Below are 23,945 nucleotides of genomic sequence, written 5' to 3'. Positions count from 1 at the left end.
ATGATTCATGCAAGCCCAAGTGATTACGAAAGATCTCATCGCGCAGCATAATCTGACGGACGATGAGTATAAGAAGATCGTCGAGATTTTGGGGCGGGAGCCGAATATCACTGAATTGGGCATGTTCTCAGTCATGTGGTCGGAGCACTGCTCCTATAAGAGTTCGCGTGTGCACTTGAAGAAATTGCCGACGACTGGGCCGCGGGTGGTGCAGGGGCCAGGGGAGAATGCCGGTGCGGTGGATATTGGCGACGGACTGTGTGTGGTCTTCAAGATGGAGTCGCATAACCATCCCTCGTTCATCGAGCCCTATCAGGGGGCGGCGACGGGGGTGGGGGGGATTCTGCGCGACATCTTTACGATGGGCGCGCGTCCGATCGCCTTGCTCAATGCGCTGCGGTTCGGCGAGCTCGACAACGCGAATAACCGACGTCTGCTCAAGGGTGTGGTATCCGGCATCAGTGCATACGGGAATTGTATGGGGGTAGCGACGGTCGGAGGCGAAATCGTCTTCAACGATATTTATTCGCAGAATCCGCTCGTAAACGTGTTTTGCCTCGGCATCGCGCGCAAAGACAAGATTTTTCTGGGAACGGCAGCCGGGGTCGGCAATCCGGTGATCTATTTCGGATCGAAGACGGGCCGCGATGGGATTCACGGCGCGACGATGGCGTCCGATTCCTTCGACGACCAGTCGGAACAGAAGCGGCCTACGGTGCAGGTGGGCGATCCCTTTACCGAGAAGCTGTTGTTGGAAGCCTGTCTTGAATTGATGGCGGGCGATTTGCTCGTCGGCATTCAGGACATGGGGGCGGCAGGGTTGACCAGTTCGTCTTGTGAAATGGCATCGCGGGCCGGCAATGGAATCGATCTGGACCTGACCGATGTCCCTCGGCGTGAGCCTGGCATGACGCCCTATGAATTGATGTTGTCGGAATCGCAAGAACGTATGCTGATGGTCGCGCAGGCTGGGAAGGAAGACGAGTGCGTCAGGATCTGCAAGAAGTGGGACCTCGATGTGGCGGTGGTGGGACGGGTGACTGGCGATGGGATTCTCCGTGTGAGAGATCAGGGCAACGTGGTGGCGGAGATCCCGGCGAAAGCACTGGCCGATGAGGGGCCCCGCTATGAGCGTCCCTATCAGCCGCCTGGTTATCAGGACATGCTGACCAACCTCAATTACGATGCGCTTCCCGATGTGAAGGATGCGAGTGCGGCGCTGTTGTCCTTGCTTGAGTCGCCGACGATTGCGAGCAAACGGTGGGCCTATGAACAGTATGATCATATGGTGCGGACCAACACGATGGTCCGGCCAGGTTCCGACGCCGCGGTGGTGCGGATCAAGGGAACGAACAAGGCCATTGCGATGACGGTGGACTGTAACAGTCGCTATTGCCTGCTGCATCCGTATGAAGGGGCGCGCCTTGCGGTGGCCGAAGCGGCGAGAAATCTGGCCTGTTCCGGGGCGGAACCGATCGGGCTCACGGACTGTTTGAACTTCGGGAACCCCGAGCGGACGGAGATTATGTGGCAGTTTGTGCTGGCGATCGAGGGGATGAAGGATGCCTGCGAACATTTCGCGATTCCTATCGTCAGCGGCAACGTGAGTTTCTATAATGAGACCAATGGTCTCTCGATCTACCCGACACCGATGCTGGGCATGGTGGGTTTGATCGAATCGGCCGATAAGACGATGACGCAGTGGTTCAAGCAGGACGGCGATGCGATTCTTCTCCTGGGCAAGACGAAAGAGGACCTGGGCGGCAGTGAATACCTGAAAGTGCTTCATCACCGGGAACAGGGATCGCCCCCCTTCCTGAGTTTGGAGGCAGAGAAGGCGCTTCATGAATTCCTACTGCACATCATTCGTGAGGGCTTGGTGCAGTCCGCCCATGACTGTTCAGATGGCGGTCTGTCTGTCGCACTGGCCGAATGTTGTATCTCTGCCCCGGACAGCAGGCGAGGGGCTATGGTAAGATTGTCCCTTGATCAATCGAGGCGTGATGCGCTCTTGTTTGGTGAGAGCCAGTCGCGGGTGGTCCTGTCAGTGAGGCCCGAGGTGGCCGGTCAAGTATTGAATCGAGCTTGGGATTCCGGTATTCCAGCGATGAAGATCGGGACGGTAGGCGGAGACCGCTTTATCATCGATGTGGAGGAAGGGCAATGGAGCGAGGGGTGCCGCATCGATCTTCCGGTGGATATTCTTCACGACCGGTGGGCCTTTTCGATCGAACGAAGGCTGAATGAAGCGGGAGAGGTCAGGCGTGAAGGGTAAGGCGTTAGGCGTTAGGGGCGAGGGGTTATGAGTCAGGATCGACTAGTTCTTCCGGTCGCCTCACCCCTTACCCCTCACCCCTTACCACTGATTACTCCCGACAAGTTTCACGACGAATGTGCGGTCTTCGGCATCTATGGCCACAAGGAAGCGGCAAATCTTACCTATCTCGGGCTCTATGCCTTGCAGCATCGAGGACAGGAAGCGTCCGGTATCGTCTCAGGCGATGGCGAGCAGTTTTACGTTCATAAGGGGAAGGGGCTCGTTGCGGATATCTATAATACCCAGGTGCTCGAGCAATTGACCGGTTCAATGGCGATCGGTCACAATCGCTACTCCACGGCGGGCGGGAGCGACCTCAAGAACATCCAGCCGTTCTCGGTCAATTTCGCATTCGGAAATCTCGCGCTCGCGCATAACGGCAACCTCATCAACGCGCAAGTGCTGCGCCACGAGCTCGAAGCGTACGGCGCCATCTTCCAATCCACCTCGGACAGCGAAGTCGTCATCCATCTGATCGCGCATTCCAGGGCCAATACGTTGCTGGCTCGGATCATCGATGCGTTGAGCCAGGTCCGCGGGGCATTTTCTATCGTCCTGCAGACAGACGACGGGATCATTGCAGCGCGCGACCCCCATGGGTTCCGGCCGCTCTGTCTCGGTCGCCTAGGCGATACCTATCTCGTGGCCTCAGAAACCTGCGCATTCGACCTGCTCGGAGCTGAAATTGTTCGCGAGGTCGAGCCAGGCGAATTGGTTGTGCTGAACGACAAGGGTGTGACGAGTCACAAACCCTTTACGCCGGTGAGTCCGGCCCTATGCGTCTTTGAGTATGTATACTTTGCTCGCCCGGACAGTAAAATTTTCGGCGCAAATACGGTCTATGCTACGCGCAAATCGTTGGGCAGACAGTTGGCGAAGGAATCGCCTGTGCCGGCTGACATCGTTATTCCGGTGCCGGACTCCGGGGTGCCTGCCTCGCTCGGCTATGCGGAAGGGGCGGGGATTCCGTTCGAACTCGGGCTGATCAGGAACCACTATGTCGGTCGTACCTTCATTGAACCAGAGCAATCAATTCGCCACTTCGGTGTCAAGGTCAAGCTCAATGCTGTGCCGGAAGTTCTGGAGGGGAAACGGGTTGTCGTGGTCGATGACTCACTGGTTCGGGGTACGACGAGCCGAAAGATCGTCAAGATGCTTCGGAATGCCGGGGCTAAAGAAGTGCATATGCGCATCAGTTCTCCACCGATCACCTCCCCCTGCTTCTACGGAATCGATACGCCTACCAGGAGGGAATTGATTGCCTCCAGCCACACGACCGAAGAGATTCGAAAGTACATTACGGCCGATAGCCTGGCCTATTTAAGCCTCGATGGCATGCTGGGCGCCTCTCCAGGTGCGCCAGGCCAATATTGCAATGCCTGCTTTACGGAACGCTACCCGATTCCCTTGACCCGCGCAGAAGAAATGCAGTTGGGTCTATTTGAACCAGCGCGGTGACCCAAGACCCAGGACCCCAGACAAACCAGATCTTCGCACTGTGCAATGGACGAGAAACCGCGTATGCAGCCGAGGGCCAGACCGAGAATCGAGGTGGATTACCCTGCTACGTTCACGACCGATCAGCTGTCCGGAAGCGTGACGCTGAAGAATTTGACAATTGCCGGGGCAGAAATACAAAGTCAGGCTGACCTTGCTATCGGCAGCCGTCTTTCACTGAGTATCCATGCCTCAGGCGCCCGGCCTCCTATTGTGGTCACTGTCGCGGTGGTTCGCTGGAAACACGGCGACAGATTCGGCTTGGAGTTTGTCGGTTTCGACGGCCGGTCTAAGCAGCAACTTGAAGATATGCTCAACCCGCACGATTCATCCTCTCCCTAGCAGGATGCTGAAAAAGTCCGCCAGCGTTATTGAAAGGTTAAGGTTGAGGCTAAGGTTGAGTAAACAAGAACCTGTTCAATGCTTAACCTTAACCTCGACCTAAGCCTTCTTCATCCGCTGCGGCCTTGCTGGACGGTCTTTTTGAGCATCCTGAGCGATTGTGACATCAGCGCCATTCTGTGAAAATTGCAGCAGCAGTGTCTTATGTATAAACTGAGTTTTTCCGCAGCCTGCTAGCTCCGCTGTTCCCTCAGTTGCTCCATGAAAAATCAGCGTGCTAGGATGCCACTCACGAAATGTGACATGCTGAATTGTGAATGTTGAATGATCGTGCCACGTCACATTTGAAGCTCGACGTTGACTCTTGCGTGAAGGAGGATGTGATGAAACGTTGGGTCCTCATCCTTGGGACGCTGCTGGTTCCTGTTCTTGCTACCCAACTGGTTCTTGCCGCAGGACTGTTTAAGGTCGGCGAGAAGGCGCCCTCGTTTGCCTTGACGGCCATCACCGGTGAAACTGTCGGTCTGGATAGCTACAAGGGGAAAGTCGTGGTGCTCGGACTCTTTCATATTTGCGAACCCTGTATGATCCAGGGATCCACGCTCCAAAAAGTTTTCGAGATGATGAAGGGAAAAAACGTGGCAGTGCTCGGCGTGAATTCTTCAGGCGACTCCAAGAAAAGCGTCGGTGAGTTTTTGTCCGCCTTTCCTGTGAGGGTGACCTATCCCTATCTGCTTGATCCGACCAAGTTGACGGACAAATTATATGGCGGAGGCAAGTTTATCCCCAACGTGTATGTAATCGATCAACAGGGTGTGATCCGGTGGCAGCGTGTCGGCAACATGGATTTGGCCGGCGAAGAGGTGATTGTGGCGGAAGTTGAAAAGTTGTTGGCTGGCGGAAATAAAATGTAAGAGCAGCAGCGGTCGGGCCGTCTCCCTGCTCGCAGAACAGAAGAGGGGATGGAGGCTGATTGATCTTCTGTGCTCGCGCAACGCGCGGTCGCGGACTCCCCTCGTTGGACGCGCGCAGTGGAAGATCAATCAGCCCCCATCCCTGAGAAGTGAACGAGCGAGGTTGGAGGGAGTATCTAGAAAGATGCGGGGCGTTTGATGCGCGCGTTGGAGAGACTCCTCCGCCCAGTTTGGAAAGCAACCGACTTCCGCGAATGAGAGGGAAAGACAATGGACGAGATGGAAGAGGGGAAACAGAGGTTTCTAGAGGTGGTGAAGGGGGCTGATGCGGCCGTGCAGGTCGTGATCCCTGTCACGCCTTCCAATAGCATGTTTCTGATTTCACTCACGAAGGGGCCGAATCGAAAATTCATTACGGTTTCGGAAGACGACATCATCGATCTGCCGAATGAGGCGAGCATTCTGTCCAAGGTCACAAAGACCGTCAAAGATGCGGTCGCAGCTCTTTAGGAAGGTTGAGGTTAAGGCTGAGGTTCAGGATACGCAATGAAAAACCTGCTCCCAGGCATCTGGCAATGGTCTTGGTTCTCTGAAGAGAAGCAGCTCGATTTCAACGGCCTCTTCTTGACGGTCGGGCAGCACAAGATTCTCATCGATCCTCCGCCAATGACGGGGGAGGCGAGTTCTGTGATTCTCCGTAACGGACCCGTCGATTACATCGTTGTGACGAATCGTGATCATGCGCGAGAAGCGGTGAAGTATCAGGAGGAGTTTCGCTGCCAACTGCACGTACCGGAGGCTGACGCGCCGCAGATGGATCTGAAGCCGACCAAAACGTTCAAGGATGGGGAATTGCTGACCGGCGGGATCTGGGTGATACAACTGAAAGACCAGAAGTCTCCCGGCGAGTCGGCGTTGTTCATTCAGCAGGGGAAGGGTGTGTTGATCGTCGGCGACGCGTTGATCGGGAAGCCGGCCGGCTCCGTCAGTCTCCTGCCGGCTGAAAAGTATGCCGATGTGGGGAAAGCCAGGGAAGGGCTGCGTCGTCTCCTCAAGTATAACTTCGATAGTCTCTTGGTCGGAGACGGCGTTTCGATTCTGACCGGCGCCAAGCAGGCGGTCGACCGGCTGCTCCAGCCTTCATCATGACGCTACGCAACGGCCTTTCAGAGGAGCTTAATCGCCAGGGAAACGAACATTTCGCCCGCGGGCTCTATACCGACGCCTATACCTGCTATGCGAAAGCGTTGGAATGCGATCGGCTGACCGGGGACCAACGGGCCTTGGCTGCCACCCTGGGAAATCTCGGAAATATTTGCGCGGTCAGTGGGCGTCGGGAAGCGGCCCAGACTCACTACCAAGAAGTGTTGGAACTTCAAAAGATTCTTGGTGACGAGAAGGGAATTGGGACGACCTTGGGAAATTTGGGAAATCTGAGGGCTGATGCGGGTGAATGGGACCGCGCCAAAGCCTACTATCTCGAAGCATTGGACCTCATGTCTAAGACTCACGACGAGGCGGGCAAGGCCGTGCTGTTTTCGGATCTTGGCCTGGTCGCGCGCGAGGCGAAAGAGTATGAGCAGGCGATCGGATACTATGAACAATCGCTGGTCCTCATGCGGCGGTTGGGGAATGAGGGCGGGGTGGCCGATGCCTGGCGTATGATCGGCCGTACGTTTTTGCTCCAGCGGCGCTATGACGATGCTATTGCCTGTTGCCAAACCAGCCAGTCCATTGCCGAGCGGTCGCATGATGAGCTGAGAACAGGCGGCGCTCGTTATGTGCTGGTTCAATGTTACGAAGAGCTCGGCAAGTTGCGTGAGGCAGCGGATCTTCTCGAACTGGTGGTGCAGATGGATCGCAAGTATCAGTTGCCGAAACTTGAAGAGAATACGAAACGTCTGGCGGCGCTGCGTGCCGGCCTCCTGGGGCAGGGCGGGGCGCCGCCTCATCGAAAGGCACCGAGATGAGTGATGAAACCTCGAGGGAGTGGGATGCCCTCAGGGCCTCGTTGACCCCTGCCTTTCCCCAACTGCAGGAATCCGAAGCCGGCGGGGCTTTGTCGATGGAACTTGGTTCCGACGGATGGTTGCTGGAATTGACTCCTGACGGACAGCTGCTGTGCCAGTACGGCATGGCGATTGACGATGTGATGGCTCTCTTGTCCGATGGAACGCCGGAGGATCTCGGCACGGATGAGATCGCGAAGCAGGCCAAGTACTACATCCAACCGGCGGTGTCCAAGTATCGGGCGATTCTGCTGAAATCAGGATTCTCCGAACAAACCGAGATTACCGATGAGTATGTCGCAGCGCGCTTCGAGCGGAGCGTGGACGTGACCAATCCGACGGCGGTACAGGACCTGATGCGCTGGTGCGTGCGGACAATCGGCGTTGCGTGATGAGCCGACGGATCGCCACGTTCAATGACTTGCGTGATGCGATTACGGCATACCGGTTGCCGAGGGTGCTCATTGCCGCTCTTGAATTGAATCTCTTCACGGCCATCGATGCGGGCACATGGACGGTTCCTGATCTGGCTCGCAAGGTAAAAGCCAGTGAGCGGGGTCTGGCCATCCTCTGCCGGAATCTCGCCATGGCCGGCCTGCTGAAGAAAAACGGCGAGACCTATAGAAACAGCCGGTTGAGCGCCACCGCGTTGAACGGGCAGCATCCCGCCTATCGAGGAGACTATCTCCAGCTGATCGTGAGCCATTGGGCTGACTGGGGGCGGTTGCTCGAATCGGTGAAGAGCGGTTTGCCGCTCGATCACGATCAACCGGACGAGCCGGACTATCGTCGCCGGTTCACGTGGGCCATGCATCACCGGACCCTGGAAACGGCTCCGAAGGTTGCAGCCCAGATCGACCTGCATGGCGCACGAACCCTCCTCGACCTTGGCGGCGGCCCCGGTACCTATGCCATGGCCTTCCTGGCCAAGAATCCCACGCTTCGGGCCACGGTCTGCGACCGTCCCGCAGCCCTCGACGTGGCGAAGGAGATTGCCGCGACGCACAAGGCTGCTGCGCGACTCTCCTACGTGCCGCTGGATATAATGATGGAAGACATTCCCGGCACCTACGATGTCATCTGGTATTCAAACGTCCTGCACATCTATGGACCGAAAGACAACGAGGCGCTGTTTCGTCGTGTCTTGACGGCACTGAATCCCGGAGGCAGGCTGCTGATTCAAGATGCTTTCCTCCATGACCGGAACGGGCTGTTTCCCGAAGAAGCCAGCCTCTTCGCGGTCTCGATGTTGCTGTTTACCGAGAATGGGAATACCTATTCTGCTGCGGCGACGAAGGCCTGGCTGACTGATGCCGGATTTGAACGGGTCAAGGTCTTGCGGATGAAGAAGGGGACGGAGGATTGGGAGGACGGGATACTGGAAGCGCGTTGCCCAGGGACGAACGGAAAAATGCGCTCCCGCCGAGCAGGATCAGGAAAAAGTTCACAACCCCGCTGATCGCACTGAAGAGGAAGAGAGCGCCGGTCTCCCCCTGTCCAGTCAGGATGCTCGTGACTGTAGCAAGGTCGAGAGCCAATCCCACCGTTCCATAGATAACACAGGCCATGGCGGTCCAGGCCCATCCGAACCACACGACGCCCGCGAGAGCGGCAGGACATGCGACTAGATAGACCATCCATCCGATTCGGCCCGTGTCTGTCGCCGCCGGTATGAGTTGGGTGGTATTGGCTCCGATGAAGCAGAGCCCCGCGAGCAGGACGATGAGCAGCCAGGTATGTCGCATGGACAGGATAATACCGGCATCTGCTCCGCACAGCAACAGCAGGGGTATTCCATCTTCGGCACGGTTCCCCTAGCGGGGGCCTCTGAAAATCCGCCTCCCCCTTGTCGAGAAGCAGCACGCAAGTAACCACTTTCCTGCTCGGCGACGAACCTCACTCCAGAGAGGGTCTATCTCGTCTATTCGGTCTGTCTGGTCTATCTGGTTAGCCTGGTTCAACCACAACCCAAAATCAATCAGACCGACAAGATAGACCAGACAGACCAGACAGACCAGATGAACTCCTCCCTCGTCTCCCTTTAGCCCCCTCTTTCGTAGGGGTTTCCCCCATAGTGGGGAATTTACCCTAAAGGGGGGCCAATGAGAAACTGCAGCACAGACAAGGGAGAAGCGCACATGACGATCATCAAGTGGCTCTCTGCGACGATCCACGAATTGAGGGAGTGGCGCGAGTCTGTGCGGGTGAATCCGGTATGGCAGGGGCTACAGATCGATGGGCGAAAAAGGAAAGTTTTCCCAGTCGCGTTGATCGCCTGTGCCATGGTCGGCTCCAGCCTGCCTATGACAGCTTGGACTGCAGACCCCTCGTCTCTTGCACCGGCGAAACCCAGGAAGGTCGTGGCAGCTGGTGTCGGGTATGAGGATGCCGAGACATCGATCATTACTGTTAAAACCTACGATGCCGAGAACGGCGAGATCCTCTCCAATGAAACGTATGAATTGAATGTGCGAGAGGATGCCGCGTCAGCTGATAGCCAGCCGCGTGAGCGGATTTTTGCAGGAGGAGTTGGCGCAGGAGCTGACGGACTTTCAGAATTCACGCTCCGGGTCTATGACGCTGCCACTGGTCGGTTTCTCTGGGAAGGTCTGCTGAACCTCAATGCCCCCAACCAAGACTCTGGTTCTACCCGTCGAGTCGTGGCCCATCTTGGCGCGCCACAGGCTACGGTGACCAAAGTCCGCGCCAGAAGCGCAATCGATGGTCAACCTCAGTTTTTCCTCAGCACCATCGATTTGTTAACCGGACAGCTTGTGTGGGCCGATCATTTTTCACCCGGGGCCGGCGCCGTGGCCCGTCCAGAGCGGATCAGTAGGGCCGTTGTCGATCAGACAGAGGGGGGTGTGCTCTCGCAGTTGATCGAATTTCGGATTCGGATGATGGATGATCGGGGTCAGAAGATCTTGTGGGAAGACACGATCGAGCCGACTGTAGAGGAGATAGATCTGGCAGGTAGTCACGACGCTGCAGCTGAGAATCTGCCGGTCTGGCATAGCGAGGGTCCCGGCGGATTCGAATACGAAAAGATTTAGAGAGTCAGCTTTTCTTCCCCTGCTCCCGCAGTTGATCTACCCACATGGACTGGAACTGCTCGTACGACAGCGAGAGCTGCGATTGCATGGCGGTAGAAAGCGCCTGCTTCGCCTTGAGCCGTGTGAGGAGTTCTTGTACCCGATGCATGCCGAATCGGTCGATGAGATAGTGCACGGCCGAGTTCGCCTCCAGATAGGCCACGGTCGCGGCGTCACTGGACAATCCTCCCCAAGCTCCCTCTAAGGCAGGCAGAGGGATTGGTGTAAAGTTCTGCGTCATAGTCTGGTCGAGATCCGACCAGTGATCCCCGGACAATTCCATGGCCAAACCTTCATTGAGCCAGGTTGGAATGGCGCTACCGGCGGGGCCGAGTTGGTCGTGCAGGAGGGCATGTACGAATTCGTGTCGCAGCACGCGCCTGAGCCAGGCACGGTCTGCCAATGCGTCCTGGGTTGGAACTTGGATGCGGCCAAGCGTAGGATCGAAGAGCCCATCGGCCCATATGGGGCTGCCGGTTGCGCTTTGGAATGAGGACTTGGCGTGTAGGACGACGACGATGGTTTTTGACGGGAAATGCCCGAACTTTTGCCCAATCTCCCGGTAGGCCTCTTCAAGAATCTCTAACACAGCGGCCCAAGTGGTTTGATCGGCTTCCCCGTTGAATTTCACGGTAAAGTGCGCGCTGTTTCGGCTGGTGAGGCGCTCTTCGCTCTTTTCGGCTCCACGGACTTTGGCCGTGACGGTTCGCAGATAGGATTGGACAGCAGGGTCTTTGCCCGCGCGCGCACTGGCTTGCTCGAGATGACGAGCTGCTTCGCCGAGCTCATCCCGTTCCTGAAAAAGTTCGGCCAGTGCCAGATGAGGGAAGGGCTCGTTGGGGGCCATGGCAACCAGCTGTTCCAGGAAGTCCTGCGTCATGCCTGGATCACGCAATTCCCAGTAGGCATGGGCAAGGTTGAGGTGAATGGTCGGGTTAGTGGCATCCAACGACGATGCCTTCTTGAAGGCATACATCGAGGCTGCGGTGCCGCCCGCCTTTTCCAGCTGAATGCCAAGATTGTTCCATAGCACGGCAGTGTAGAGGCGGGTCTTGGTCTCGGTTAATGCAGTGGCCGGGAGATTGGTGAGTGTGGCTTCCGCGGATTTGACGTTACCTCTTTCAATCTCGTCGCGGATCGTCTCCAATAGTTCGTGATGTGTCGTTTTAGGAACCACACTGGGATCGATCAGGCGAGCCTGTTTCTGTTCCAGCTCAGCTCGGCCATCACGGCGTGGTTCCAGAGGCGCCTCCCGTGAGGTTTCCACGATGTCATTGAGCGGACTCGGTGCCGGCGTGGGTAGATAGGTCGGTTTGAACCAGGCTTGATAGAGGATGAACAGTCCGATCAGACAGGCGACAGGATACAAAATGTGAAAGATGTTGCGACGGTACATACGAGCCCTATTCAGATAAGATTCAATCTATCACTCTGAGTAGGCTCGGCATAGGATTGTCAGCTAATCGGCAAGACTGGTTGATCTGGTTATTTGGTTTGTTTGGTTGAATGAAATTAACCAGACGAACCAAACAACCAAATTAACTAAACAAACCAGATGAACCAGTTCTGCTCGTTGAGGAGGAAGAGAAGCTATGATACGATCCAGCGCTGTGATACGGCGCTCTTCCGAGCCCAACCCCCCGGAACAGTTTCAGCGATGGCTGGACCGTGTCGCTCGCCCGATCGATTTTGCGACGCGCGATGCCTTCGCCCATCTACCCACCGTCAAGAACTTGAATCGTTTCGTCTCTTCACAGGTCATGCAGGCCCTGTCCGATCACGTCTATCCACGCGCAATTGAAGCGGCGTTGCTCGAATTGCGGGGGCTGTTTCTTCACGATCAGGAACGGCTGCCGGCAGAGGATGAGCAGCGTCGGCTGCGGGAAGCCAAAGTTATTCTTGGGGTCTTGCGTAAGGCGGCTCACGATCCTGCTCAAGTGTGGAATAGGCCGGAGCCTGTCGCGGTCCGCGAGCCTGTCATAGATCCCGCTCCATCGCGGTCATGGTGGGAGCAGCCCATTCGTTTCGTGAAGGGAGTCGGCCCGAAACGCACATTGTTGCTTCAACGGTTCGGGATCGAGACGGTTGAAGATGCTCTGTGGACGGTACCGTGGCGCTATGAGGATCGTTCGGTCATGACCCCGATCGGGCAGCTCGTGCCCGGTGAGCAGGCATCGATCTGCGGCACGATCATCCGAAGCGAGGCGAAGAACGCCCGCAGGCGCCGCCTCACGATCCTCGATATTGTGGTGGAAGACTCAACCGGGCGCCTCCAGGCTGTATTCTTCAATCAGCCGTTTCTCGAGCCACTCTTCACGGTTGGAACCAGCATCATGCTGACTGGACGGGTGATGGCAGGCGCACAGGGGTGGGTGGCCATGAGGATGGAGGTTGCGCAATATGAAGTGATAGGCGCCGCAACTGAAGCGCCGTTGCACGTGGGGCGTATCGTTCCGGTGTATCACGAAACCAAGGGGTGGACGTCCCGGCAGATGCGTGCACTCATGAAAAGCTTGCTTGACGCGCATGCCGCGGAAGCGCAAGAGCTGTTGCCGGTTCCGCTTCGCGCCCGCTATCGATTGCTGCCCATTCAACAAGCCATTCAGGACGTGCATTTCCCTCAGCCTGGGACTGATGGGGGACAACTCGATCGTGGTATCACCCCTGCGCATCGTCGCTTGGCGTTCGAAGAGCTGTTTGTGCTGCAACTCGCACTGGCATCGCGGCAACGGGTGATGAAGGAAGAGGTGAAGCAGGTGTCGTTCAATCCGAAGACGCCGCTCCTCGGCAAATTGGATCGGGCGCTGCCCTTTCAATTGACTGCTGCGCAAGAGCGAGTGATTCGCGAGATTCTGTCTGACATGACCTCGCGGAGGCCGATGAACCGCCTGGTGCAGGGTGATGTCGGCTCCGGTAAAACCATCGTGGCGGTGCAAGCGATGGTGCTGGCTTGCGGGTCTGGCTACCAGGCGGCACTGATGGCGCCGACGGAAATTCTCGCCGAGCAGCACTATCGAACGATGAAGGGGCTGTTGGAACCGCTCGGGCTTTCCGTGGTGCTCGTGAGCGGAGGTGGCCGTGTCGCAGCGCGCAAAGCCGTGCGCGAGCAAGTGGCCTCCGGGACTGCACAGATTGTCATCGGAACCCATGCGATCATTCAGCAGGGCGTGACCTTTGCGAAGCTCGGGCTGGCGGTAGTGGATGAACAGCATCGGTTCGGTGTACTCCAACGGAAGACGCTCGTAGAGAAGGGGTATCGGCCTGATGTGCTGGTGCTGACCGCGACACCGATCCCACGCACGCTGGCCATGACGGTGTACGGGGATCTGGATGTCTCGGTCATTGATCAGATGCCGCCGGGGCGAAAGCCGGTGCGGACCTTTCTCTTACGTGATAGCCAACGAGGGCGGGCCTATCAGATTCTGAGAGATGAATTGCGGCGCGGAAGGCAGGCTTATGTCGTGTATCCGCTCGTCGAAGAATCGGAGAAGACCGATCTGCAGGCGGCCATGCAAGGGGCGGAGCAGTTGCAAGCGGATGAATTGGCCGAGTTTCGCGTCGGGCTCGTCCACGGTCGTATGCCGTCGGAAGAGAAAGAAAGGGTCATGGCATCGTATAAGAGGGGAGAGATCCAGGTCCTGGTCTCGACGACTGTGGTGGAAGTCGGGGTTGATGTGTCCAATGCCACGGTGATGATGATCGAACATGCTGAGCGGTTCGGGTTGGCGCAGTTGCACCAATTGCGCGGGCGGGTTGGGCGAAGCGAGCAGCAGTCCTATTGTCTTCTGATGGCCTCATGGGTATCAGGGGGTAAGGGGGTAAGGGGGCAAGGGGGTAATACCCCTCTATCCCCCTACCCCCCTATCCCTTTACCCCTATCCTCCCATCCCCCTACCCCCTTATCCCCCGCCCGGGAGCGGCTGGAGGCCCTGGTGCGATCGACCGACGGGTTTGTGATTGCCGAAGAAGACCTCCGTATTCGCGGCCCGGGAGAGTTTTTTGGATTCCGGCAATGGGGCATCCCGGAGTTTCGAGTTGCGAATCTGGTGCGGGATGCTGATCTGCTTCAACAGGCGCGGCAAGAGGCCTTTGCACTCTTAACGCAGGACCCGCAGCTGAAAGCACCGGCTCACCGTGCTGTGCGGGAGGCAATGTTGCGGCGGTGGGAAACAAAGTTGGAATTGGGGTCGATCAGCTAGCAGAATGCTGAAAAAGGCCCGCCAGCGGTTTTGGGGAAGGTTAAGGCTGAGGCTAAGGTTGAGCAAACAAGAACCTGTTCGACGCTTAACCTTAACCTCGACCTCAGCCTTCTTCATCCGCTGCGGCCTTGCCAACGGTAACGGCGCGTCTTGGCGCGCCGGGGTTGGGCGGGTGAGAAGGTTGGTCTTTTTGAGCATCCTGCGGAGATTTCTTTATTGTCCAACATGATTCCGTTCGACGACTTCGTGGTGGTTGAAAACTGTTTTCCTGTACCCTGTCATAACTGGATTGTGAAGAAAGATGAGCAACGGGCATGGGTCTTCTACAAAGATTGACGCATGATTTGAAGGCGGGGTTTGCGACGTTGCGTCATGGGACGGCGCAGGCAGCGATCCGTGCATTGCAGGAAACTGAACTGCTGCGGATCCGGCTCGAAATCCGCAAACTCGACGAGAAATTGCAGGAGCTCTATCGGGATGTCGGCGAACGAGCGATCAGCCTGGGCGAGGGAGGCGAATCGGCTGAGCGGGTCCTGTACGACGCGGAAGTCGGTCGACTCGTTAAGGAGATTCAGGAGCTCAAGGAGACGCGCGACAGGCTTGAGTCGGAGGTGGCGGAAATCAGGAGCGAGGCATGACCGGCCCGTCGCGAAGGATGCGTCTCGCCGGGATTGATATCGGCACCCTCACCTGCCGGTTGCTGATTGCCGATCTATTGCCTGACGGACGGCTCAAGGAAGTACGATCTGATCGGCGAATCCTTCGCCTGGGCGAGGCTGTTGATCAGACCAGGCAGTTGAACGCTGCCGCGATGGAACGGGTGCTGCAGTGCCTCAGGGAATGGCGCGAGATCATCGAGGCTTCTTCTGTCGATGCTGTGGCGGTTGTCGCGACGAGTGCGGCGCGGGACGCAACAAACCGTGATGAATTTCTCGATCGGGTAAAGCGCGAAGCGGGCTTCGAGGTCGAGGTTCTCACAGGTGACGAAGAAGCACGTCGAACGTTGCTTGGTATTCGTTCTGGTCTTCCTGCCGGCGTGACTGACCTGCTGGCGCTCGATATCGGCGGCGGCAGCACCGAATTCATCCTGAGTCGATCTGGCCTGAGTCCGGTCGTGCGATCCATAGACATCGGGGTCGTGCGTCTTTCCGAACGGGTTCTGCACCACGATCCTCCGACCGGTGAAGAAATCTGCCAGGCGCGTGAGTGGGTCGCGAGAGAAACCAAATCAGCAGTCGCCGTCATGGGTAACTTTCAGACTGCAACCTTCGTCGGCACAGCGGGCACTATCACCAGCCTGGCAGCCATGGCCCAAAAACTCCCTTCCTATGAGCCGGCCAGAATCCAGAAATATCAGTTGCAACTCAGCACGATTCAAGAACTCGAACAGACGCTATTGAGCCGAACAAAAGCCGACCGTGCCGGCCTGCCAGGCCTAGAAAAATGCCGAGAAGACGTGATTGCCGCCGGCGCGATCGTCATTCATACTGTGATGGAGACGTTGGGGATGTCGGCGGTCCTTGTGAGCGATCTAGGATTGCGAGAAGGAGTGCTGATCGAGCTGGCGAAACGGTCACGATGATGACCAGAAGATGATGGCGACAGATATTCTTCACATCTTTCACCCGTACAAGGCAACATGATACAGCATCGGCGATTCATCTCCGTGATTCTCTTTCTTGCCTTGGCCTGCGCCTTGCCGGGCCCCGCCGGGTGGGCTGAAACCGGAACGAGCGACCTCGGCGCCGTGCGGCAGGACGTCGATGTGCTCAAGGCGGACATGGAAGCGATCAAGAAACAACTAGAGGAGATTCAGAAGCAGCTCACCCAGCGCCCTGCCCCGCCTGTCCAGATAGACCGAGGGCCTGTGATGATGAGCGTGGGCTACGGTCCGGCGCTCGGGAGGGAGGATGCGCCGGTCACCATCGTGGAGTTCTCCGACTACCAGTGCCCCTTCTGCCGCAAACATTTCATTGGCACCTTTGCGGCGCTGAAGGCGAGTTATATCGATACGGGCAAGGTGCGGTATTTCTTCCGGGATTTTCCAATTGATTCGATCCACCCCTACGCCCGCAAGGCAGCGGAAGCTGCGCACTGTGCGGGAGATCAGGGGAAATTCTGGGAGATGCATGATGTCATGTTCACGAACCAGGGCGCGTTAAAGCCCGATAACCTGCGGGATTTTGCGCGGACGATGCAGCTGGAACTCGATGCGTTCAATGCCTGCCTCGATGGTGGCAAGTATGCAACATCAGTCGGGACGGACGTGACAGCCGGCTCTGCGGCTGGTGTGACCGGCACGCCCGGCTTCTTCATCGGCAAGTCCAGGAAGGATGGTATGATTTCGGCGACTGCCATGAAGGGCGCCCTACCGGCCTCGGTCTTTAGCCAGGTGATTGACCGCCTGCTCGATGAAAAGGAAAAGTAACGAGAGCCTTCTGAGGAAGGCCCTTCCGGCACTTCAACTCCTCTCAGGGAATGGCACCCTGTTGGCCTACGTGCGGCTGTCGAATGAGGCGAAGCTAATCCCTCCAAGCTTGCTCGTGATCTTCAGGGATGAGGGCTAAATGATCTTTCACTGCGCGCGGCTTTCTCACCCGCCCACTGGCAGATATTGTTCACCCGCCCTACCCTCCGATTGCTTCGCTATCGATTTCCCGAGACGTGCCACTAGCCCTGGCGAGGGCCTACCAATTTGCCCAACCTCCATTTAGGGGAGTGGCCAAGGCTGCCCTTTACTGCGCGCATCGGACGAGCACCGCTTTATCGTGCGCGTTCTGCGAGCAAAAAGGGCACCTGGCCACTCCCCTTCCGACCCTTCGGAGGCCGCGCGTTGCGCGAGCACAGAAGATCATCAGGCTTCATCCCGTCTCTGCTCCGGGAGCAAGGGATCGACGAAGAACGAGACTTCAAGAATGCGAGTATGAAATGATTCAGGCTGAATCATATTTGATCCTGCGGCGTTGATTCACCACATGATGGGACCAGGGTCGCACTCTCTACGCGCCATGGGATCGTTTCATCATACAAATGCGCAATGACTTGTGACTGTGGGAGAATCCAGGGCTTGTCATGAGAGTTGCCGTGAACTGTGTGACATGTGCCCTTCCAAAACGTGGCTGGTATGGGGATTGCGGATATTCAGAGAGAGAGAAAGGCGACCTTACCGGTGTATGGTTAGGAAATATCCTGTCAATTTTTGCAAAGGTACCCTAGCGGGATGCCCCATGATCCAGCAAAGTTGTGTTTCTAATGCGTGAGGCATATATTCCTCGCGTCAGATTAAGCAGAGCCGGTGCAATCGCCGGTATTTTTCAATAAGGGAGTCGGATATGAGAAAAGCCCTCCTGCTCGTCATCTTGCTCGGCCTTGATGCGAACACGGCGATGGCCGGGGTGCCGGTTGATAAGGGTGCCAAGAAACCCTCCACTGGTATGGAGTTTCTGAATCAACAGAAGTACCAGGAGGCGCGCACAGCCTTTGAAGCCGATCTGCAAAAAACCCCCGGGAATGCCATGGTGCACTTCTATCTTGGCGATGCCTGTCGAGGCTTGAAAGCCTGGGCCTGCGCAGAAGAGCATTACCGGACATCGCTGGAGCTCGATGCGAAATCCTCAGTGGCCAGCCTGGCCAAACAACGGGGGCAAAAATCCAAAGTCTGGCGCTTGCTGGACGATGCGAAGCAGGCCATCAACGAGCCAAACCCTTCACCAAAGCAGGTCAGTCAGGCCGAGGATACCCTGGACATTGCCTACAAGCTGGGCCTCGATGACGAGCAACAGCTGGTCTACTCTCAACTGCAACAGAGAATCCCACAGAGCCACAAACGGAGTTATGAGAAGACTGCATCAAGCAAGGTTCAGGATTCGTCAATGGTGCTGGTGCCAGCGGGAGAGTTTACGATGGGGAGTTTGGGGGGAGACCCGGACGAACAGCCGGTGCGCAAGGTCTATCTGGATCCCTTTTGGATGGATAAGGACCAGATGTCAGTAGGGAAATATGGGGTGTTCTTGGATGCGACAGCCCGTGAAGCACCGGCTGACTGGCATATCATGAACAAACCCGTGAACCAAAGGCGTCCGGTCGTCAATGTGGATTGGGCGGATGCAGATGCCTATTGCAGATGGGCAGGCAAGCGCCTACCGACAGAGGCCGAGTGGGAGAAGGCGGCGCGAGGGACGGATGGCCGGACCTATCCCTGGGGGAATCAACTCCCGACGAATTTTCACGCGAATATGAAGAAAGAAGTATGGAACAACCACGTGGTGTTAACGCCGGTGGGGATTTATGAAGCTGGCAAGAGTCCCTATGGTGTGTACGACATGGCCGGGAATGTCTGGGAGTGGGTCAGCGACTGGTATAGCAAGGACTATTACAAGACCGGTCCAGCGAGGAACCCGACAGGACCGCCAAAAGGCGACTACAAAGTGGTCCGTGGCGGCTCCTGGGGCAGCAGTCCGAAAGACCTGCGTAGTGCGGATCGGGAAAGCCGTTTGCCGTCGTTCGGAGGCCTCGGCACAGGGTTCCGCTGCGCCAAGACTCCGTAACTCCAGGCTCTGGTCCCTAGCAGGATGCTGAAAAAGTCCGCCAGCGTTATTGGAAGGTTAAGGCTGAGGCTAAGGTTGAGATGAGGGACCTCAGAATCTTTGCTCAACCTTGACCTCAACCTCAGCCTTCTTCAGACGCTGCGGCCTTGCCTGGGCCAAGACGCGTCTCGGCGCGTCAGGGTTGGGCGGGTGAGAAGTCTGGCCATTTTGAGCATCCTGCGGCGTTGTTGCCATCGGCGCCAACATGGAAGATTCCAACAGCATATTGTGTGTAAACCGAGTTTTTCTGCAGTCTGCTAGAAGGGGATTCGAATGCCCAGTTGAAATTCATTCGGGACCATACTTTGCCCTAATTGACCGCCGAGATTCAGGTTGTGTTGAGGTGGTACATTCGGTGCAAGTGTACGGTCGAGTTCAGAGGTGTAGCCGGCGCCAAAGCCTGCCCCGATATACGGAAGAAATCTCATCTCCCTGACAGAGTAGCGCTCACTGAGTGACGGCACATCGCGGAATAATGAACCGGCAGAAGGTGTGACAGGCTTCGTAGCAACCATAGGTCCGGCACGTTCTTGTAGAGAGAGGGTGCCGCTATTGGTGCCTATGAGAGTAGGAGCAGCGAGCGTTGTATCTGACTGACTCCATGCGAGCGCAACCGTAAGAGCAATAATTCCCAGAATCTTGAAATGAGTGTTCATGGCTCACACCTCCTGACCGGACGGGACACCTGGCGCTTCCAGGGATCACTAGGGGGAGATACGCAGACAGCACAATAGGCATAAATCATACCTTTCGAGGTATTGATGATTTTGCAGCGGTCAAGAGACGGGAAGGGATGTATCGTAGTAATTGCGTTGTGTCCGATGTGAGACGATCGGAACTAAAATATCACGATGACGGTTGCGTAGCAGTCCTACCGCTGTGAATACCATCGATAGCCTTTTTGTTCGGTGAAGTTGGCTTTCTGAACCCCGCCGGGCTTTTCCAATAACAAAACTTTGAAGTCGATGAGCCCGAACCAGGCAGGATCTGCTACGTCGTGGTAATGGCAGCCATGGAGTTTTTGGAGCATGTCGCCGAGTGTCTGCTGCAGTTCCTTTTCGGTGTAAGCTCGCACGATGAAGGGTTTGTTCATGGCCCGGCAGAATCGCTGAATGGTATAGGCTGCGCCGGTGCAGAGCACTTTACTGTCTGGTTTGATGGCGAGGAATTGTGGCAGCGAGAGGTAACGCTCTTGAAACCCCAGCCAGCGAGTGGCGAGGCGCAAGTGGCTGTACTGGACTTCGTATTCCGTGTGGCCTGGCAGTTTAACCGGCGCCGGCCAGCCCTCTTCAATTCCGAACTCGGTAAGAAATGCCCTGCCGCCCGGCTTTAATACCCGCCACAGTTCCGCCACGAATCGAAAAGGACCGAGGTTGAAAATCACATCTTCAGGCAGGTCCCTGCCCAACGGCACCCGCACCCGTCTGATCCAATCCAACGCTTCCTGATGCTGCGGGCTGTCGCCGGTTCCTTCGAGCAGTTCCTTTCTGGACAACCTCACCGGAGTCATGTCGGCCATGTTCTCGTTGTCGATCACAAGATCGACCGAATGATCTTTGAAGGGCAGCCATTCGCCATTGGCACGGGTACCGATGCCGCCCCAACCTCCTGCCTTGGCACGAGTGACTTGCAGCGCGAGGAAAGGCTCGGTGATGTCGAGGGAGATGTACCGAATGGTCTGCTTCTCAAAGGGCAAGAGTTCCTTGCCTGCCTCACGGGCCAGGTATCCGAGGCCGCCGCCGACTTCTACGATGACATGGGGTTTGGGGGTGAACCAGCCGAGCTTGCGCAATTGCCGCATGAGTAGCCGGCCGTAGGTCAAGCCGTTGAGTGCGTCATTCGGCTCTCGAAAGAGGTGGGAAACGGTGGTTTCGATCAGATCGAAGTGGCCGTCGTCTGTACCACTGTCGGTCAGTGCATGTTGATGAAAGTCTTCAAGATGCTCCTCTCCCTCAAACCCTTCCTGCCCCGACCAGCCCTCCCGGATTTGTTGGAGGAGCAGATCCCACTTGGCCTTGTGGCGGTGCCCGCCAGGGGGTTCTGTGCCGTAGTAGCATAAGGAATAAGTAGGCAGGGCCCAACGTTCCAAATGCCACCGTCCCGGCTGCCCGTCGGGTCCGCAGACCAGCTGCCCATACTTTTCCGCCAGCGTGCCCACTGTTGTATGGCCATTCATCGCCTGTAACATTTCCAGGCCGGTGCGATTCAGTCGGATGATCGGCAGGTTGTCATCGAGGGGTGCAAACCACCATTCGTCTGCGTTGTGCTGGTATGCGACGAGATCGGGGATGTGCCAGGCCAGGCGATTGAGTGTTTCTCCAGTAAGGCTGAGGGGTTCGTGAGTGGCGACAGCTGGTTTCATGATCGACGTGATCTGTTGAAGCGCCGAAGCCTACACGGGTGGTCAGATTCTCGCAAGGCCTCAAGGGATGTGAAGCGGGACTTTGGTCGGTCTCGTTGTCGCCCGGTCTTTCTGGTCTGTCTGGTGTCTGACGGGATAGACAGAATAGGCCAGAGAGACCGGACAGACCAGACAGACCATGGGCTAAAGCTGCGAAGGAACAATCTGGTCGGTGACGATAATGATCCCATGCATGATGGGATGGATTCGGCAGAGATAGGGGTAGCGACCTGGAGCGAGTCCTGGCACCGTAAAACTACCGTTCGGCAGGACGAGTCCGGAATCGAAGGCGCAAGCGGTTGGTTCTTTCAGACAGTCTACATGAGTGATGGTGTGTTCGGTCGCGGTGGGATTGTCCCATCTGATTGGAGCCCCGCTGGCGACGGTGGCGGACTTCGGGACGAAATAGGGTGACCCGCTATCGATGATGATGGCGGTATAGGGGGGCATGGCGGTGGTTGGCCAGGCTGTGAATAGTCCAAGCGAGAAGATGGTGATGAGAATCCGAAGGCTCATAGTCCTCCTGCTGGTTGATCGTACAGGTGGCTATTCTACCATTTTGGTCTCTGAGGAATGTAGAGGCACTCTGGCTGCACTCGTTGGTTTTGCCCTTGACGGCGTCACCCAATTATAGGATTCTCCCACCTGCCGGAAGTGACCGGATGGAGCAGAAGTGTAAGTTGCAAAACCCTTAGGTTCATGCTAGATGGAGGATGTGTCTGACATCTAACAGATGAGAGAGGAGAAATTCGATGGCCAAGAACAAAAAGCGACCGGGAAAGAAAAATGCGGCGAAGGCGAAGGCCAAACCAAAGTCCAAAGTGAAGAAGGCTGGCAAGAAACCGGCTGCCAAGAAATCGGCCAAAAAGATCGCGAAGAAACCGAGGATCAAGAAATCTGCCCCCAAGAAGACTGCTAAGAAACGCGTGGCAGCGGTGTCCAAGGCAGCCCAGAAGAAACCGGTTGTTTCAGCCTCAGACAAGAAATCCGTGAAGCCTGTCGGGGAAGAGGAATCGAAGAGGTCAGTGTCGCAGCAGTTGATGGGGGCGTCGATGTTGAAAGATGCCGATCTCGACGAGGAACTGGGCGATGAGGATGTAGATATTGCCGTTGAGGCCGATGAAGACGTGGAAGAAGAATTGACGCTGGACGGGGACGATGAAGACGAGGGTTTCCCCGAAAAACCCGAAGGACTGCTAGACGACGCAGACGACTATCATACCCACTGACGCTTGCAGGGGATGCCGCCTCTATTAGAGCTTGGTCGAGTCGTTCGGTCGTAGGCTGTCTCGGTCGAATGGCGCCTTTCCCATGTAAGCCGCCCTCCTGATGTGTTCTCTGTGATGAATTCCAATGAGTCATTTTTTGTTTGTGGCCGGGGCTTTGCGCGAACGCACCTCGGAGGAAAGCGCAGAGCTGCAACTCGGGCATGGCCTTTGGGGACTCTGCACTGAGCTGATACGGACAAATCTTCAGACATATCTTGATGCTGAATCCCGAGGTCTTGTGTATGTGCTGAAGGTCGGAATCTATGCCGAGTTTCAGATGGTGCCGCCTGCGCTGGACTTTCCGGCGCTGGATGCATTCCTCAGAGACGATCTCAGAACGGAGGCCAGATTTGGATTCGTGCGAATCAAGGGGGTGCGTCGCATAGCCTACTCGTCTGCAGCCAGTCAGGCATTGTTGCTCAATGTGCTCCAAATAGCCGATCAGGCCGAACTCGCCCGACGCTTGAGATTGGGCATGCATCGGTTGACGCAGGCGGAGTACGACGGGATTTTAAGTGGAGCCACAGGAGAGTTGAAATAGCAGTATGCTCAAAAAGGCCGTCCAGCGTATGAAGACCGTTATTTGGTTTGTTTAGTTTGTTTGGTTGAACAACCCTAAACGAATAAACGAAATAAACCAAACAAACCGGATGAACATTTTTGTTATATCTTTTGGCCCGTCATCAGTTGATACGCCTCATCGATTGTGTCGACTTCCTTTACCGTCACATTGAGTTGAAAGCTCAGTTCGTTCAAGTTCCATCGCGGGTCGTGAATCTGTCCGCGTGGAACTAATATGGTTCGATACCCTTCCCGCGCGGCGGCGCGAATCTTATCTGGGATGCCGCCCACGGGGCCGATGTGCCCACCCGGTTCAAAAGTTCCGGTCAACGCGATGCCCCGCTGAATGTGCTCTCCTTTGAACATAGCGATGAAGCCCACGGCCATGGCTGCGCCGGCGCTTGGCCCGTCGCTGCCTGCCGGCTGATAGGCCACCCCTTGCACTGATACGGTCCCGCTGTGCTGGATTGAGGGGGTCCGTTCGACGGCGTAGGCAAAGGCTTGGGCCATGGCTCCTAAATGAGTATTTCCCAGTCGTACGCCGCCGAAGAGCCATTGCAATTGAACGGGATTCGGTTCCGCTTTCTTGTCCCACCAGATCATAAGGATTTCAAACACGCCAAGATTGTTTTGGCGAATGGCTGCCAGGACCGGGAGTTCGATGACGTTGTCCGCTGAAACCGAGGCTGGAATTCCACAGAGGAGGGCCGCAATTAATATGTAGGTTGCGGCAAAGTGACGTGGCATCACGAAACCTCC

At 56.6% G+C, this 23,945-nt stretch carries 22 protein-coding genes; 17 read left to right on the top strand and 5 right to left on the bottom strand.

The annotated features are described in order from the left end of the window. Nucleotides 1-7 precede the first annotated feature (7 nt). The 10 genes from purL to HZB34_15190 all read left to right on the top strand — a co-directional run bounded on the left by purL (nt 8) and on the right by HZB34_15190 (nt 10,132). Nucleotides 8-2,275 carry a phosphoribosylformylglycinamidine synthase subunit PurL gene (gene purL / locus HZB34_15235; protein ID MBI5317313.1) on the top strand — a complete coding sequence of 756 codons (2,268 nt, stop codon included), beginning with the start codon at nt 8-10 and terminating at the stop codon, nt 2,273-2,275. A gap of 27 nt (nt 2,276-2,302) precedes the next feature. Further along, a complete protein-coding gene (locus HZB34_15230; protein MBI5317312.1) occupies nt 2,303-3,775 on the top strand; it encodes an amidophosphoribosyltransferase in 1,473 nt (490 codons plus the stop codon). A gap of 63 nt (nt 3,776-3,838) precedes the next feature. Further along, on the top strand, nt 3,839-4,156 hold the full coding sequence (locus HZB34_15225; GenBank protein ID MBI5317311.1) for a PilZ domain-containing protein: 318 nt from the start codon (nt 3,839-3,841) through the stop codon (nt 4,154-4,156). A 383-nt stretch (nt 4,157-4,539) separates the two neighbouring features. After that, the gene (locus HZB34_15220; protein MBI5317310.1) at nt 4,540-5,070 is read left to right on the top strand and encodes a TlpA family protein disulfide reductase; all 531 of its coding nucleotides are present in this window, start codon (nt 4,540-4,542) and stop codon (nt 5,068-5,070) included. Between the two features lie 270 nt (nt 5,071-5,340). Further along, nucleotides 5,341-5,580 carry a hypothetical protein gene (locus tag HZB34_15215; protein ID MBI5317309.1) on the top strand — a complete coding sequence of 80 codons (240 nt, stop codon included), beginning with the start codon at nt 5,341-5,343 and terminating at the stop codon, nt 5,578-5,580. Between the two features lie 36 nt (nt 5,581-5,616). Beyond that, a complete protein-coding gene (locus HZB34_15210) occupies nt 5,617-6,219 on the top strand; it encodes a hypothetical protein (GenBank protein ID MBI5317308.1) in 603 nt (200 codons plus the stop codon). Beyond that, nucleotides 6,216-7,040, top strand: a complete 825-nt coding sequence (locus HZB34_15205; GenBank protein MBI5317307.1) for a tetratricopeptide repeat protein — start codon at nt 6,216-6,218, stop codon at nt 7,038-7,040. Before HZB34_15210 ends, HZB34_15205 begins: the two co-directional genes overlap by 4 nt. Then, nucleotides 7,037-7,471: a hypothetical protein gene (locus HZB34_15200; GenBank protein MBI5317306.1), complete on the top strand. Its 435-nt coding sequence runs from the start codon at nt 7,037-7,039 to the stop codon at nt 7,469-7,471. The genes HZB34_15205 and HZB34_15200 overlap by 4 nt, the downstream gene beginning before the upstream one ends. Then, nucleotides 7,471-8,538 (top strand): methyltransferase, encoded by a 1,068-nt coding sequence (locus HZB34_15195; protein MBI5317305.1) that lies wholly within the window; start codon nt 7,471-7,473, stop codon nt 8,536-8,538. Before HZB34_15200 ends, HZB34_15195 begins: the two co-directional genes overlap by 1 nt. Before the next feature lie 643 nt (nt 8,539-9,181). Then, entirely contained in the window at nt 9,182-10,132 is a 951-nt protein-coding gene (locus tag HZB34_15190) for a hypothetical protein (GenBank protein MBI5317304.1), read from the top strand. A gap of 4 nt (nt 10,133-10,136) precedes the next feature. Here HZB34_15190 and HZB34_15185 read toward each other — a convergent pair whose 3' ends face one another. Further along, on the bottom strand, nt 10,137-11,567 hold the full coding sequence (locus tag HZB34_15185) for a hypothetical protein (GenBank protein MBI5317303.1): 1,431 nt from the start codon (nt 11,565-11,567) through the stop codon (nt 10,137-10,139). A gap of 196 nt (nt 11,568-11,763) precedes the next feature. Between HZB34_15185 and recG the strand changes: the two genes are divergently transcribed. From recG to HZB34_15160, 5 genes are all read left to right on the top strand, one after another. Continuing rightward, nucleotides 11,764-14,370 carry an ATP-dependent DNA helicase RecG gene (gene recG, locus HZB34_15180; protein MBI5317302.1) on the top strand — a complete coding sequence of 869 codons (2,607 nt, stop codon included), beginning with the start codon at nt 11,764-11,766 and terminating at the stop codon, nt 14,368-14,370. A 314-nt stretch (nt 14,371-14,684) separates the two neighbouring features. Next, the gene (locus tag HZB34_15175) at nt 14,685-15,008 is read left to right on the top strand and encodes a hypothetical protein (GenBank protein MBI5317301.1); all 324 of its coding nucleotides are present in this window, start codon (nt 14,685-14,687) and stop codon (nt 15,006-15,008) included. Then, a complete protein-coding gene (locus HZB34_15170) occupies nt 15,005-15,952 on the top strand; it encodes a Ppx/GppA family phosphatase (protein MBI5317300.1) in 948 nt (315 codons plus the stop codon). Before HZB34_15175 ends, HZB34_15170 begins: the two co-directional genes overlap by 4 nt. Before the next feature lie 57 nt (nt 15,953-16,009). Beyond that, nucleotides 16,010-16,798, top strand: coding sequence for a DsbA family protein (locus tag HZB34_15165; protein MBI5317299.1), 789 nt, complete (start codon nt 16,010-16,012; stop codon nt 16,796-16,798). A 1,444-nt stretch (nt 16,799-18,242) separates the two neighbouring features. Beyond that, nucleotides 18,243-18,917: a formylglycine-generating enzyme family protein gene (locus tag HZB34_15160; protein MBI5317298.1), complete on the top strand. Its 675-nt coding sequence runs from the start codon at nt 18,243-18,245 to the stop codon at nt 18,915-18,917. 296 nt (nt 18,918-19,213) lie between these two features. On the opposite strand, the gene HZB34_15155 is transcribed toward HZB34_15160, so the two are convergent. The 3 genes from HZB34_15155 to HZB34_15145 form a co-directional block, all read right to left on the bottom strand. Next, nucleotides 19,214-19,612, bottom strand: coding sequence for a hypothetical protein (locus tag HZB34_15155; protein ID MBI5317297.1), 399 nt, complete (start codon nt 19,610-19,612; stop codon nt 19,214-19,216). Nucleotides 19,613-19,827: 215 nt separating this feature from the next. Continuing rightward, entirely contained in the window at nt 19,828-21,318 is a 1,491-nt protein-coding gene (locus HZB34_15150) for a hypothetical protein (GenBank protein ID MBI5317296.1), read from the bottom strand. 183 nt (nt 21,319-21,501) lie between these two features. Next, entirely contained in the window at nt 21,502-21,873 is a 372-nt protein-coding gene (locus HZB34_15145; GenBank protein ID MBI5317295.1) for a hypothetical protein, read from the bottom strand. A 236-nt stretch (nt 21,874-22,109) separates the two neighbouring features. Between HZB34_15145 and HZB34_15140 the strand changes: the two genes are divergently transcribed. Both HZB34_15140 and HZB34_15135 read left to right on the top strand, forming a co-directional pair. Continuing rightward, nucleotides 22,110-22,586, top strand: coding sequence for a hypothetical protein (locus HZB34_15140; protein ID MBI5317294.1), 477 nt, complete (start codon nt 22,110-22,112; stop codon nt 22,584-22,586). Nucleotides 22,587-22,710: 124 nt separating this feature from the next. Then, a complete protein-coding gene (locus HZB34_15135) occupies nt 22,711-23,166 on the top strand; it encodes a hypothetical protein (protein MBI5317293.1) in 456 nt (151 codons plus the stop codon). A 122-nt stretch (nt 23,167-23,288) separates the two neighbouring features. Here the strand turns inward: HZB34_15135 and HZB34_15130 are convergent, their stop codons facing one another. Continuing rightward, on the bottom strand, nt 23,289-23,933 hold the full coding sequence (locus HZB34_15130) for a hypothetical protein (protein MBI5317292.1): 645 nt from the start codon (nt 23,931-23,933) through the stop codon (nt 23,289-23,291). Nucleotides 23,934-23,945 lie beyond the last annotated feature (12 nt).

This window comes from Nitrospirota bacterium, assembly GCA_016219645.1.
GTDB lineage: Bacteria > Nitrospirota > Nitrospiria > Nitrospirales > Nitrospiraceae > Palsa-1315.
Note: the sequence above shows the minus strand (reverse complement) of the source record. Positions and strands in the feature narration are given on the sequence as shown.

Excerpts from the sequence above, each read along its gene's own strand:
- purL (MBI5317313.1), top strand. The coding sequence starts at position 8 with ATGCAAGCCCAAGTGATTACGAAAGATCTCATCGCGCAGCATAATCTG.
- HZB34_15230 (MBI5317312.1), top strand. The coding sequence starts at position 2,303 with ATGAGTCAGGATCGACTAGTTCTTCCGGTCGCCTCACCCCTTACCCCT.
- HZB34_15225 (MBI5317311.1), top strand. The coding sequence starts at position 3,839 with ATGCAGCCGAGGGCCAGACCGAGAATCGAGGTGGATTACCCTGCTACG.
- HZB34_15220 (MBI5317310.1), top strand. The coding sequence starts at position 4,540 with ATGAAACGTTGGGTCCTCATCCTTGGGACGCTGCTGGTTCCTGTTCTT.
- HZB34_15215 (MBI5317309.1), top strand. The coding sequence starts at position 5,341 with ATGGACGAGATGGAAGAGGGGAAACAGAGGTTTCTAGAGGTGGTGAAG.
- HZB34_15210 (MBI5317308.1), top strand. The coding sequence starts at position 5,617 with ATGAAAAACCTGCTCCCAGGCATCTGGCAATGGTCTTGGTTCTCTGAA.
- HZB34_15205 (MBI5317307.1), top strand. The coding sequence starts at position 6,216 with ATGACGCTACGCAACGGCCTTTCAGAGGAGCTTAATCGCCAGGGAAAC.
- HZB34_15200 (MBI5317306.1), top strand. The coding sequence starts at position 7,037 with ATGAGTGATGAAACCTCGAGGGAGTGGGATGCCCTCAGGGCCTCGTTG.
- HZB34_15195 (MBI5317305.1), top strand. The coding sequence starts at position 7,471 with ATGAGCCGACGGATCGCCACGTTCAATGACTTGCGTGATGCGATTACG.
- HZB34_15190 (MBI5317304.1), top strand. The coding sequence starts at position 9,182 with ATGAGAAACTGCAGCACAGACAAGGGAGAAGCGCACATGACGATCATC.
- HZB34_15185 (MBI5317303.1), bottom strand. The coding sequence starts at position 11,567 with ATGTACCGTCGCAACATCTTTCACATTTTGTATCCTGTCGCCTGTCTG.
- recG (MBI5317302.1), top strand. The coding sequence starts at position 11,764 with ATGATACGATCCAGCGCTGTGATACGGCGCTCTTCCGAGCCCAACCCC.
- HZB34_15175 (MBI5317301.1), top strand. The coding sequence starts at position 14,685 with ATGGGTCTTCTACAAAGATTGACGCATGATTTGAAGGCGGGGTTTGCG.
- HZB34_15170 (MBI5317300.1), top strand. The coding sequence starts at position 15,005 with ATGACCGGCCCGTCGCGAAGGATGCGTCTCGCCGGGATTGATATCGGC.
- HZB34_15165 (MBI5317299.1), top strand. The coding sequence starts at position 16,010 with ATGATACAGCATCGGCGATTCATCTCCGTGATTCTCTTTCTTGCCTTG.
- HZB34_15160 (MBI5317298.1), top strand. The coding sequence starts at position 18,243 with ATGGTGCTGGTGCCAGCGGGAGAGTTTACGATGGGGAGTTTGGGGGGA.
- HZB34_15155 (MBI5317297.1), bottom strand. The coding sequence starts at position 19,612 with ATGAACACTCATTTCAAGATTCTGGGAATTATTGCTCTTACGGTTGCG.
- HZB34_15150 (MBI5317296.1), bottom strand. The coding sequence starts at position 21,318 with ATGAAACCAGCTGTCGCCACTCACGAACCCCTCAGCCTTACTGGAGAA.
- HZB34_15145 (MBI5317295.1), bottom strand. The coding sequence starts at position 21,873 with ATGAGCCTTCGGATTCTCATCACCATCTTCTCGCTTGGACTATTCACA.
- HZB34_15140 (MBI5317294.1), top strand. The coding sequence starts at position 22,110 with ATGGCCAAGAACAAAAAGCGACCGGGAAAGAAAAATGCGGCGAAGGCG.
- HZB34_15135 (MBI5317293.1), top strand. The coding sequence starts at position 22,711 with ATGAGTCATTTTTTGTTTGTGGCCGGGGCTTTGCGCGAACGCACCTCG.
- HZB34_15130 (MBI5317292.1), bottom strand. The coding sequence starts at position 23,933 with ATGCCACGTCACTTTGCCGCAACCTACATATTAATTGCGGCCCTCCTC.